General features: G+C 46.5%; 12 protein-coding genes and 1 riboswitch. Of the genes, 9 read left to right on the forward strand and 3 right to left on the reverse strand.

Going from position 1 to position 12,266, the window contains the following annotated elements; genetic code table 11:
- Positions 1-89 precede the first annotated feature (89 nt).
- Positions 90-377 (reverse strand): putative quinol monooxygenase, encoded by a 288-nt coding sequence (locus tag FC82_RS13345; RefSeq protein ID WP_054762738.1) that lies wholly within the window; start codon positions 375-377, stop codon positions 90-92.
- Positions 378-1,197: 820 nt separating this feature from the next.
- Positions 1,198-1,363: riboswitch (M-box (ykoK) riboswitch) on the reverse strand.
- 147 nt (positions 1,364-1,510) lie between these two features.
- Here FC82_RS13345 and FC82_RS13355 point away from each other — a divergent pair.
- The 5 genes from FC82_RS13355 (at position 1,511) to cobT (ending at position 5,431) form a co-directional block, all read left to right on the forward strand.
- Complete coding sequence (locus tag FC82_RS13355; protein WP_054762742.1) at positions 1,511-1,861, forward strand: hypothetical protein; 351 nt, start codon at positions 1,511-1,513, stop codon at positions 1,859-1,861.
- A 697-nt stretch (positions 1,862-2,558) separates the two neighbouring features.
- Positions 2,559-3,200 carry an SDR family oxidoreductase gene (locus FC82_RS13360; RefSeq protein WP_054762744.1) on the forward strand — a complete coding sequence of 214 codons (642 nt, stop codon included), beginning with the start codon at positions 2,559-2,561 and terminating at the stop codon, positions 3,198-3,200.
- 96 nt (positions 3,201-3,296) lie between these two features.
- On the forward strand, positions 3,297-3,527 hold the full coding sequence (locus tag FC82_RS13365; protein ID WP_054762746.1) for a hypothetical protein: 231 nt from the start codon (positions 3,297-3,299) through the stop codon (positions 3,525-3,527).
- 91 nt (positions 3,528-3,618) lie between these two features.
- The gene (locus tag FC82_RS13370; protein ID WP_054762748.1) at positions 3,619-4,188 is read left to right on the forward strand and encodes a VanZ family protein; all 570 of its coding nucleotides are present in this window, start codon (positions 3,619-3,621) and stop codon (positions 4,186-4,188) included.
- A 199-nt stretch (positions 4,189-4,387) separates the two neighbouring features.
- The gene (gene cobT, locus FC82_RS13375) at positions 4,388-5,431 is read left to right on the forward strand and encodes a nicotinate-nucleotide--dimethylbenzimidazole phosphoribosyltransferase (RefSeq protein ID WP_056997257.1); all 1,044 of its coding nucleotides are present in this window, start codon (positions 4,388-4,390) and stop codon (positions 5,429-5,431) included.
- Positions 5,432-5,668: 237 nt separating this feature from the next.
- On the opposite strand, the gene gndA is transcribed toward cobT, so the two are convergent.
- The gene (gene gndA, locus FC82_RS13380; RefSeq protein WP_054762749.1) at positions 5,669-7,105 is read right to left on the reverse strand and encodes an NADP-dependent phosphogluconate dehydrogenase; all 1,437 of its coding nucleotides are present in this window, start codon (positions 7,103-7,105) and stop codon (positions 5,669-5,671) included.
- Between the two features lie 510 nt (positions 7,106-7,615).
- Between gndA and FC82_RS13385 the strand changes: the two genes are divergently transcribed.
- From FC82_RS13385 to FC82_RS13400, 4 genes are read left to right on the forward strand one after another with little or no spacing between them, the layout of a single operon-like run.
- A complete protein-coding gene (locus FC82_RS13385; RefSeq protein ID WP_054762751.1) occupies positions 7,616-8,419 on the forward strand; it encodes an ABC transporter ATP-binding protein in 804 nt (267 codons plus the stop codon).
- On the forward strand, positions 8,416-9,393 hold the full coding sequence (locus FC82_RS13390) for a FecCD family ABC transporter permease (protein ID WP_056997258.1): 978 nt from the start codon (positions 8,416-8,418) through the stop codon (positions 9,391-9,393). The genes FC82_RS13385 and FC82_RS13390 overlap by 4 nt, the downstream gene beginning before the upstream one ends.
- A complete protein-coding gene (locus tag FC82_RS13395; protein ID WP_056997259.1) occupies positions 9,390-10,394 on the forward strand; it encodes a FecCD family ABC transporter permease in 1,005 nt (334 codons plus the stop codon). Before FC82_RS13390 ends, FC82_RS13395 begins: the two co-directional genes overlap by 4 nt.
- Positions 10,395-10,422: 28 nt before the next feature.
- Positions 10,423-11,373: an ABC transporter substrate-binding protein gene (locus tag FC82_RS13400; protein ID WP_054762753.1), complete on the forward strand. Its 951-nt coding sequence runs from the start codon at positions 10,423-10,425 to the stop codon at positions 11,371-11,373.
- 154 nt (positions 11,374-11,527) lie between these two features.
- Here FC82_RS13400 and FC82_RS13405 read toward each other — a convergent pair whose 3' ends face one another.
- Positions 11,528-12,025 carry a DoxX family membrane protein gene (locus FC82_RS13405; protein WP_056997260.1) on the reverse strand — a complete coding sequence of 166 codons (498 nt, stop codon included), beginning with the start codon at positions 12,023-12,025 and terminating at the stop codon, positions 11,528-11,530.
- Between the last annotated feature and the right edge of the window lie 241 nt (positions 12,026-12,266).

The following is a 12,266-nucleotide window of genomic DNA, read 5'->3' on the forward strand; positions in this document are numbered from 1 at the left end:
TAATCATCAGATGAATTATTGTATTTCATCTGACAACCATAAAGGGATTATCGCAACTTGCACGGCCTTTTTTTAATGACATTCAGTAATTATGCATCGTAATCCATTCGAATGATCACTGGATCTTCAGTGAGGTAGTCACCGATTTCAGCCAGGAATTTTTGGAAGTGCGGAGTACCGTTGTGACTTTCCACTGCGGCAGCATCTTTCCAATGTTCGATAATTTCGTATTCGTTGTCAGCATCGACCTTTTTGAAATGGTTATAGCTGACATTACCGGCTTCGCCGCGGGAACCCGCGACCAACTCTGCGATAAAGGCTTCGTAAGCTGTTTGCTGGCCAGGTTTAACTGTTAATTCGACATTAATGACTTTCATAGTGATCCTCCTAAAAATGTAATGGTGGTGCTTAATAAGAGTATAGCACGCCAATTGGCGAAAACGACTGGTCAACAAAAGTAAAAGGGGTGTCAGCATGGCCGCTGACACCCCTTTTGCACTAATAGCAATGGTGCATTCTTTTTGTTACAATTGGTGCCCTGCTCGTCTCTATTGCGTGCAAACTGAGGCTGATTCCCATCAGGCTATGGTTGCCAACGCAGTTGTTCAGACGGGCCAGAGCGTTATAGTATTTTTGTTCATGATGTTTTCATTGGCATTCCTTAAGCAATAATTTGCTAAGATTAGGGCACGAACCAATCTCCCCGCAAAGTTCCCTAAGCAGTGAAGCACGTGTTCCATTATTGACCCCAAGTGATGTGTCACCATCTTAATTTGGGTGTCGTTGCCGAGACCGGGTGCTGCTAACCCTTGTATTCCCACTCAATCGGATGTGCGGTAAGTTAAGACTAACGATTACAAACAAGAATTTCGCTGTCGGCTGATAGCAACAACAGCCACGAAATGATAAAGTCCTTAACTTGGCACGGCCAGTTTTAACATCATACTGGTAGGGTAGGGAAAGCAAACGTCGGCGTAGAAGATTGTCAGTAATCTACGCGACCCAGTCACATTGGTGATGGTTTACGGCGACTTGCTTTCCCACACACGCGTCATAAGACGACGCTCCAGGATCATAGGTATCTGTTGTCATAAATCTCACCTCCAATGCTGAACTCATGCGTTAGGTACGAAAAACGCTCAGCCAACAGATTGGCTGAGCGTCATTTAAGTCGCATCATTAAATAACCCTGCACAGGGTCGTAGCCAATCGTTGAGCTTTAGCACTATACGGCGTAGTTATCAGATAACAGCCACATTAGACCGAGCCTTTTTTTAACTCGGACAGCTGACTCATTGGCGTTTTTCGACGTTTCTGAGCAGTAGCGTTTTCCGTATAGGAGCCTCACCTAACGGCTTCTTCAATTTCCACTATCTATTATAGCTAAAAAACCCATTTGTATCAAGGCAAACGCCTATCAGATGTCGGACTTCTTACCATTTCTACCAAAAAGCACTATACTGGAAGTGAGCGTATTTTACTGCTGGTAAAATTTAAAGGAGTGATTATTGTGGTACAACCTGGTGTTGTTGTTTTTGATGAATTGAGTGATTCCGCAAAACAACGAGCCGTAACCGACTTTTGCAACTTTTATTTAAAGGAATATAAGGGTAATAACCTGGAAATTATTACCAATTTCCCGATTCAGTATGAAGTAGAACAGATCAATCATGATATTCGAGAAAATCGGAGCTTTAAGCCGGAAGAACTACGTGACTTTTTACTTACAAATGACAACCACCTGTTTGGTAAGGTCCTAGCAGCTTTTAACCTGTCGTTTTTGGAAAACGGCGCGCTGGCTGATAAGACTTACGAGGCCTGGTATCAAGAACAGTACGATCAGATTCAAAAAGGGTTATAATTTTTTGACTTTCAATGGCATGTAAGACAGCTTTCAGGCAACTGGAGGCTGTTTTTTATGTCAAAATTTTCAGCTTAGTCATTTCGCGCTTTTATCGTGCGAGGGTATGCAAATTTAGCCCGATAGATGCTTATGGTCTTCGTTTAGCTGCCTTCTTACAGGGCTTTTGGAGGTTTTCTTCCTAAAAGGTGCGGTGGTCATTGCGTTATTTTCAACGTGCCGAAACGTGCTCCGCCCCTTAACCGCTTCCCTCCGCACTCTACACAAAAACGCCCACCGCTAAGTGGACGTTTTTTATTGGGGTTGAAAAGTAGATTAGATCCAATTGTAGGGGAGAATTGGATAAATAAGAGGTCGGATTTGCCCAGTAAGCCGATACTCTTTATGATTAAAGGAATGTAGTAGTTATTGATTACTACGGTTATTAGAATACTTCGATTACCTTAAACGAAGCTTAAGCAATTTTAAATTAAATAGGATTCGGCGCTTTCGGCCTTTTGTTGCTAATTATTTGTGAGTTGGGTATGATGGTTAGGAAAGCCGACAAACCATGCTTCCATGGAATTTTTTGTGTCGCAATCGGGCGCGGCTATCGGTAAATTATTCGTTTAACTTTAGGCTGATTTTTTTGCTGTCCATGACATTTAAAAGTGAGTTCTACTTAAGTTGAGACATTAAAGAAAAGGCTGGTTTTAACATGAAAGTATTTGTAATTGGTGCAAATGGACACGTAGGGCGGCTGGTCGTTCAGCAGTTGGCTGCGAGTGACCACGAGGTCGTAGCGGGTATTCGCCACCCTGACCAGGCGCTCTTTTTTGAGGATCTGGGCGTTCCAACGGCAATGTTTGACTTACTATCCCGTCCGGAACAACTTGGCGTTACACTGGATTGTTTTGATGCAGTGATTTTTGCGGCCGGTTCTGGGGGCAAGACGGGTGCCGACATGACCTTGCTGGTTGATTTAGATGGTGCTGTTAAGAGCATGCAGGCGGCTGAAATTGCCGGAATAAAACGCTATGTGCTGGTGAGTGCACTCTTTGCCGACAATCGCAACCAATGGTCAGAGGACATTCAACCATACTATGCTGCCAAGTTTTACGCTGATGACTGGTTGCGCCACCGAACAACGTTGGCCTACACAATTTTAGAGCCTGGGGCCTTAACTTTTGATAAAGGAATCGGGGCAATCAACACGGCTGGCATCGCTCGTGGTAATATTGCCCGTGAAGATGTGGCACGTGCCGCAGTAGCGTCGCTGACGACCCCTGAGACGATTGGCAAAACAGTGCCGATGATAACCGGCACAATACCAATTAACGTCGCGCTAAGTCGTTTTTAAGGGCTTTATCGGTGACCTTTGGCTGATCATTTGTTAAGATGTAGGCAAATAATGTAGATCAGACAGTCAGTTTTCCCAAACTGGAGGTTGAATCAAATGACACAGCTACTACTGGAACCACATCAGGTCGAACTCTTGGATTACCATGCGTTGCCGCTTCTGGCCGCACCCACAATGTACATGAGATTGCCATCATTTCAGACTGAGCGCGAAATTATCGCTGAAGTCGCTGATACTTATCAAAAACATTCACAGTGGGATCTTCTTCGAGCACGGCTCACCCGACAGCTGATGGGTCTTGCCCACGGCGGTCAGACAAGACAGTAACTTATAAAACCGGCACAGGTTGACACGTCTTACCAGACGGCGACCTGTGTTTTTAAATTAACCAAAATTCAATTCGAAACGAGATGATTCAATGACGACTTTTTACCAATGGATTCCCTATTTAGTAGCCCTGTTTGCGCTGATGGTCTGGCTGGGTCAATTGACCAGTACCAAGCGGACGGCCGGCGAAATGATTACCATTGTCAGCTTCGGGATGTACATGGCCGTACTAGGATTCTTGACACTGACGCCAACCGCCTATAACTACGGTGTGCCGACACTAACGCCGGTTTGGTTTGGGCCAGTCCCAATGAATTTTCGAGCATTTCAAGGTATGTCCATGGACTTCTACCTCAACATCATTATGACGGTTCCATTGGGCGTTTACCTAGCGCTGTGGAAGCCGTTAAAAGCTTGGAAGGTCATTGCAGCCGGTATCTTATTGGGGCTGACCATCGAAGGCACGCAGTTCTGTCTTGACTGGGGCGTTCACTTGGAACGTTGGGTCGACATTAACGATGTGATTACAAATGCTGCTGGCCTAATTGTCGGCTATGCAGCAGTTGCCTTGCTTTACCGAACACCTTTTAAAACAATCGTTCGTTTTTTCAAAGTTAGGCCACGTTCATTGCCATCAAAAACTATAAATAAAGCGGCTTAGGAAGTAATTGATTTCTGAGCTGTTTTTTTTGAAATGAAATCATAATTGTCATACTTAGCAAAATAGTCTCACGATATCGCTGTCATTTTAAACGGTGGTCAATTATTTGTTAGGTTATTGTCGCCTTTTCTCATTTTGTGACGGATAGCGCGTACTATTAGCGTAAAGTCATTTCTAATCAAAAGGGAGACGAACAGCCATGCAAAAGATTAAACCAAATCTTAGCGGTATTTCACAGTCATGTCGGGACGCAATGCAGACAAAAATTGATGGGTTGGCGAAACCCATTGGCGGTCTCGGTCAACTTGAAGCGCTAGCAGTCAAAATAGCGGGTATTGAACAAACGACAGAATTAAGGACAGAAAAACGCTGTTGTTTTGTGTTTGCTGCTGATCATGGCGTTCAACGTGCCGGGGTATCAGCGACACCCAGAAAAGTTACTTGGCAGCAAGCCATTAACACACTTGCTGGACACACAACGGTCGCATCATTGGCAAAAGCGAACTATTGCCAGGTGAAGGTTATCGATGTTGGGGTCGACCATGACCTCAGCGGTACGGGTGTTATCGATAAAAAGATTGCTTTAGGTACTAAAAATATGGTCGACGAACCGGCAATGACATACGATGAAGCACTGCAGACCATTCAGGCAGGTTATGATGTGGCTCAACAGGCGATTAAAGAGGGGAATGACTTGTTGCTTGTCGGCGAACTTGGCATGGGCAACACAACACCGGCCTCCGCAATCATTAGTGTAATTCTCGGGGTTCCCGCTGAAGAGGTTGTCGGCGCGGGCTCAGTCATTTCAAACCAGCGGCTGCTGCACAAAACAGAGGTCGTTAATCAGGCAATTAAGGATTGGCAACCTGATTCGGAAGATCCAGTTGACGTTTTAGCAAAGGTCGGTGGGTTTGAAATTGGTGCTAAGGTGGGCGCAATAATCTGTGCTGCTGAAAATAAGACCCCATTAATTCTAGACGGTTTTATTTCATACGCAGCGGCAGTGCTGGCTGAAAAAATGGTGTCAGGTATCACTAACTACCTCATTGTGTCCCATTTTTCTAGGGAGATTGGGTCGAAAAAGGCGTTGGACTGGCTGCAGTTATCACCTTTACTCGATCTGGGGATGGCGGTAGGTGAAGGCAGCGGAGCAGTATTATCATTAAGTCTGATTGACGCCATGCAATCCGTTTTGCATAACATGAATACTTTGGATGACTTGAGTATTAAATTTACGAAGTAGGATGGGATGTGCACTGTGGCGAACATCTCGCAAACCGGGTGTCAACGTTGTTGTCTGAATTACCAACCAGTCCACGCTGCTACGGGTAGTTAAGTATTTCATTTTCATCAATCAGTTTGGCCGACCGGGGGAAAAGAGTACCACGATCCAAAGTCCCGCTCAACGTTGCATATAAAAAAAGCCCAGCGCAATTGCGCTGAGCTTTTTTTATAAAGGATTACTACAGTGATAATCGATTTATTGTTCTTCGTACCAAGTGTAGTGGAAGTTACCTTCACGATCGGTACGTTCGTAAGTGTGAGCACCGAAGTAGTCACGTTGTGCTTGCAGCAAGTTAGCTGGCAAGACTTCTGAACGATATGAATCGTAGTAAGTGATTGCGGCACTGAATGATGGCACTGGAACACCCATCTTAACAGCTAAGGCAACGACTTCACGAGTTGATTCCTGGTACTTAGCAGCGATGTCCTTGAAGTAGTCGTCCAAGAGCAAGTTAGTCAGGTCTGGCTTCTTGTCGTAAGCATCGGTGATGTTTTGCAAGAAACGTGCACGGATGATACAGCCGGCACGCCAGATTTGGGCTAATTCACCGTATTGTAAGTCCCAATCGTAAGCTTCGGAAGCGAACCGTAATTGTTCGAATCCTTGAGCGTAACTCATGATCTTACTGAAGTAGAGGGCTTCACGAATCTTTTCAACCATTTCGGTCTTGTCGCCAATTTCTTCTTGGGCCTTAGGAGCAGCTAAGACTTTAGAAGCTGCCACACGTTCGTTCTTCATCATTGAGATGTAACGCGCGTAAACGGCTTCAGTAATCACTGATTGTGGTACTTGGACGTTCAAAGCATCTTCTGAACTCCACTTACCAGTGCCTTTGTTGTTCCCACGGTCTAAGATCATGTCAACGATTGGCTTAGTCTTGTCATCACCTAAGTCATCTTTACGAGTCAAAATGTCGGCAGTGATTTCGATCAAGTAACTGTCCAATTCACCCTTGTTCCATTCCTTAAAGGTGTCAGCCATTTCATCAACTGAAAGGCCAAGGACGTTACGCATGATGTTGTATGATTCATCGATCAGCTCTTCATCACCATATTCGATACCGTTGTGCACCATCTTAACATAGTGACCGGCACCATTTGGCCCAATGTAGGTAACACATGGCTTGCCATCTTGGTCGGCCTTAGCTGCGATTTGAGTCAAAATTGGTTCAACCAAATCGTAAGCTTCTTTTTGGCCGCCTGGCATCAGTGAAGGACCTTGAAGGGCACCTAATTCACCACCAGAAACACCCATGCCGATAAAGTTGATACCGGACTTGTCGAGCTTAGCGTTACGAGCCATTGTGTCGTGGAAGTTTGTGTTCCCACCATCGATCAGCACGTCACCCTTGTCGAGCAATGGGAGCAATTCATCGATAACGGCATCAGTTGGTGCACCAGCCTTAACCATCAGTAAAATCCGACGAGGTGTTTCCAAAGAGTTCACGAATTCTTCAACAGTGTGACTTGGAACAAGTTTCTTTTCACTGTGATCTTTCATTACTTGGTCAGTCTTTGAAGCAGAACGGTTGTAGATACCAACAGTAAAGCCTCGGCTTTCAATGTTAAGGGCTAAGTTCTTACCCATAACAGCCATACCAACAACACCAATGTTTGCTAATTTCTCAGCCATTACAAACCTTCCTTTAGATAAAAATTTTAGTTTTAGTTTTTACTACGCAAATAGTTTAACATTTCACAATTTATTTGTGAAGCAAAAAGGTCACATTTACACTAATTATTCCTCACGAGTCTTTCATAAACCGGATGGTGATGGCGTTTTCACGATTTTTAAGTTATTGAAAAGAAAGTTCTGAATTGACGAATTGGGAGTGGAAACTTCCCGTTTTTTGCGGTTAATTTTCATTCACAATCAAATTGACCTTGATTATCGATAGTCGGCGTTAATGAAATTAGGACGGGGCGGCCTGCTGGACGCCCATTTTATAAATCGGCACTCAGTACGTTTGTGTGGTGATAACACCTCATTAACATACAAAATATTCCTTTTGAATATAGGGATATGCCCGAAATTGGTAGTATTTTCATAAAATGGTCCAAAAGAACGCTATTTTGCGCTATACTTAAAAACAAAATTTACACAAACTCACGAAATCTTAATTAAGGAAAGGCGCGATATCCAATGACTGCAATTCTTTCAGCAACTCACCTATCCGCAGGTTACGGCCACCATGAAATTATTACGGATCAGGAAATTACGGTGCAAAGCGGAGTAATTACAGGTTTGATCGGCCCCAACGGCAGCGGCAAGTCCACACTGTTGAACGTACTTAATGGATTTGAGTCACCAATGGCTGGCAAGATCACCTTGCAAGGACGTCCTCTGCAGCAGTTCTCGGCCAAAAAACGGGCCCAGCAGATTGCTTTTCTCGCTCAGCACCCAATTGCTCCGGATGGGATTACTGTGCGTGAGCTGGTCAGTTTTGGCCGTTATTGCCATAGCCATGGATTCCGCTGGCTGAACCCGAAGGATCGCAACACGGTTCAAGAAGCTATTCAGACGGTTCACTTGAACGACTTTCAGGACCGGCTAGTGGCTGACCTGTCTGGTGGTCAGCGACAGCGGGCATTTATTGCGATGACCCTGGCACAGGACAGCCCAATTATGATGCTGGATGAACCGACTACATACCTGGATCTCACGAACCAGTTGGAAACGCTGGAGCTGTTACGAGAACTCAATCAGCAGTACCACAAAACAATCGTGCTCGTACTTCATGATCTGAATCAGGCAGCGTACTACTGTGACCAGTTGATCTGCATGTTTGATGGCACGGTCAAAGCTGTTGGCACACCTGGAAAAGTTATTACGGCGGACCTGTTGCGAGAAGAGTTTCATGTGTCGGCTGACATTGTTTACGATAATGATCAGCACCGGCCGCAACTGACCAATTGCCACCCATTAAATTCGGTGACTGCCTCATGAAATCGCGACGTGTTGGCTTAGCATTGCTCATTGGACTCTTGATCGTGAGTGCGGGTCTGAATTTATTGGGCGGGCCGAAATGGTTTGCGCTCAACACGCTGTTTCAGTCATCGACGCATTTATCTACACAGGTCCTTTGGCGGATGCGTATACCGCGGACGCTGTGTGCACTAATGGTGGGGGCCTTGCTGGCGGTCAGCGGTCAATTGCTGCAAACGGTCTCGCATAATCCGATTGCCGACCCGTCGATCCTCGGTATCAATTCCGGGGCGACACTGGCGCTCATTATCGGCGGTGTGAGCGGTATTTCACTAACGGTAGGCCACTCGGTCGTCTTGGGGCTGATTGGGGCTGTCGTGGCATTTGCGGTGGTCATGCTGCTATCTGTTTCCCATAACGGCATTGACCCGTTGCGGCTGCTGCTGGGCGGGACGGTGTTCTCCGGATTCATCAGCTGTATTTCGTACGCCGTCAGCCTAGTCACAAACACCACGCAGGCGTTTCGCAACTTGCTGATTGGCGGGTTTAGCGGGGTCGAATACGCACAGGTGGCACTGCTGGCAGTTGTTTTTGTTATTGTGTTCGGCCTGGCATTCTGCTTTTGTTCCGGCTTTACCGTTATGTCGCTTGACCAGCAGACTTCCCGCGGTTTGGGGGTCGCTCAGGGACACCTCTGGGTCGTGGCTACGCTGTTGATTGTTTGCGCCACGGGTGCGAGTGTGGCGGTTGCTGGCAACATTGGGTTTGTTGGACTCGGAATTCCGCAGCTGATCAACACGATTTGGCCGGGATCGTTCAAACAAAACCTTGGTTTCACGATGATTGGCGGCGCCATCTTTATGGCACTGGCTGACCTTGTTGCCAAAACGGTCATTCCGGGAACGGAACTGCCACTGGCCGCACTGAGTGCCATCATCGGCGGCTGTTTCTTGTTTGCAATTGTCGCCTTTGGGGAGCGGGTGATTCGCGAATGAAACGCTCGGTCAAAACGATATTGAGCTTGTCAGTCACGGTGCTCCTACTTTTAGCAGCCATACTTTGGCAGCTTTCGACCGGTGACATTCATCTGGGCATTGGCGAGACCCTCCGTGCCGCTTTTAACCTCGCCCCTGATCAAACAGCGTGGTTCGTTGTCTGGCAACTGCGGATGCCGCACTTGTTGGCGGCTGTGATTACTGGTGGTGCGCTGGCAATCAGCGGGATGATCCTTCAAACGCTGACACGTAACCCATTAGCGGACAGCAGCATTCTTGGCATCAACGCTGGTGCCAGTCTTGGTGCCGTGCTGCTGATCGGTGCCAGCAGTGTGTATCATTTTCACTATTCAGATAACGGGTTGGCACTGGTTGTCCTGCTGGGCGCCCTGCTGAGTGCGTTGCTCGTGTTTTTTGTCAATCGCCAGGGATCCGCGACACGGGTTCTATTAGGCGGCGTTGCGCTGACTTCGGTTTTAAACGGCATTATTTTACTGATTCAGCTGCAGTTGAACCAGTTTGATTTTGAAGAGGCGCTGATATGGTTAAGCGGGAGTTTTTGGGATACTGACATGGGATTTTTAATGCGGTATTTCTGGCTGTATCTTGTTTTGCTGGTGTTGACGCTGTTCGCCATGCGTCTGCTCAGCGGACTTACGCTGGGACAGGAGATGGCGCTGGCAATCGGGGTCAATGTCAAATCAGCGCAACGGTTGCTGATGCTGTTAGCAATCGGGCTGACCACGGTCGCCGTTTCCGTTGGTGGGGCCATCAGTTTCGTGGGCCTCATGGCGCCCAACATCGCACGACGTTTGGTGGGTGCACGGCCGCGTTTTCAGTTGCCACTAAGCTGGTTGCTGGGAACATTGATCATGGTGGTTGCTGATGTGATTGCGAACAACGGGTTCGGCAAGGTGACCTTACCCGTGGGACTGATCGTCGCTATGATCACGATGCCATACTTTATTTACTTACTATTTTTTCAAAAACGAAAATCATAAAAATACTTATTTGGGTGGGTGACTTGTTATGAAACGATTTAAACGAACTTTGATTACGATGCTGGGTGTTGCACTGAGCGCTGTGCTGCTTGTGGGGTGCAGTTCGAGTAAATCCAGTTCCTCAAGTAGTTCCAGTTCGACCCGGCTCGTCAAGACCAGCAGCGGGTCGGTAAAGGTGCCAAAGCATCCCAAGCGGATCGTCACCAACGTTTATACTGGTGACGTCCTGTCGCTAGGCGGCAAGGTGGTTGGTGCAACGTCGACCGACCTGGCCAGCCCTTACATTTCAAAATCAACGTCTAAGGGTATCAAGAACCTTGGCCTGACGTTGAAACCAGAAGCAGTTTTGAAACTGAAACCGGATCTGATCGTCACGAGCAACAAGGCTGACGTCAAAGCATTGAAGAAAATCGCACCCGTCGTGTACGTTGCTTACGGGAGCACTGGCAACATCAAGCAGACAGCAACTAAGTTTGGCAATATTTTGAATCGTAAGACCCAGGCCAAGAATTGGATCAAGAAATTTAATAAGCAGGCCGCGACACAAAAGGCTCGGTTAAAGAAGGCCGGTATCAACCCTTCAAAGACGAGTATTGGGATGTTTGATCTGCAAAACGGGAAACTCTTCGTTGACGGTGCAACTTGGGGCCGGGGTGGTGAAGCCTTGACTACTGGGTTGAACTTCCAGCTCCCGTCAGCCTTTAAGACCCTGGACAAGGGTGCCGGCTACAAGCAAATTTCATTGGAATCAGTTGATAAGTATTCGGCTGACTGGCTGTTCTTCTCACAAACAACATCGACGTCTGCGGATAAGACAACGTTGAAAGATCTTAAGACCAACCCGTACTGGACTAAACTGGCAGCGGTGAAGGCAAAGCACGTCATCCAATTGCCGTTTAACAAGATGTACTACTTTGATCCAAACGCTGTTTATCATCAGATGAAGTTGATTGCGGATGCGATGATAAAGGCCAAGTAGCGCGAGTATCTGGCCGAGTGACGGAACACAAAAAGGGAATGGCGACCCACGTTGGGGGCAACGTTTTCTGAATCATTCAAACGTTAATCAAGCACACTAAAAAAGCCTTGGGGCACCATACAGCCCCCAAGGCTTTTTTACTCTTGGTCAAGCACTATTCCACCGATCGTTTTAACCAAGGCCACTTATTTCGTAACCATGGAATGATCCACCGATTCAAACCAATCTTGCTTGCGTTGAAGCCAGCCGCGAGAATAAAGAATTCTAGAATTAAATATAGCGGGTTAACTGAAACTGTGCCGGCTAGCAAGTATGCGAGGTTCATGACGACACCAAAGAAGGTGGCCGTCAGGGTCAACGTGCCAAACAGAATACCAAGACCAACAAGCAGTTCACCACACGGAACGACGACGTTGAAGATGCCGATGTGCGGGAGCGCAAAGCTCTTCAAAAAACTGGTATACAGCGGGTATGCCGGTTTGCCCGCAGCGTTCATCACGGGTGCCTTGATTGCACCGCCGATGAAGCCCGATGCATCAAAGCCCTTGGTGAGCTTCTCGAACCCATCCAGCGTCCATTCGATGCCCAAATACAGTCGAATCAGTGTCACAACGACCATCCCTGAAGTCGAGTGACGTAACCATTTGATCATTTTACTCACTCCTTTTCCTGAATCAAGGTTAGTATAGGACTGAGATTGTGAAACATCAATTATAATGACATGACACTAATTTATATAGTTGCGGACTTATAATTACAATCGAAATAAGTATAAACTATTTATTAAATTTATTTGGTTATAACTGTGTAAATCACCGATAATAGTGTGTTATTTTTATTTCCTCAATTGTCAAGTTAAGTGCAACACTAATGGCCTATTCTTATAATTGGTC

Source organism: Secundilactobacillus collinoides DSM 20515 = JCM 1123, assembly GCF_001435975.1.
In the GTDB taxonomy this organism is placed as follows: domain Bacteria; phylum Bacillota; class Bacilli; order Lactobacillales; family Lactobacillaceae; genus Secundilactobacillus; species Secundilactobacillus collinoides.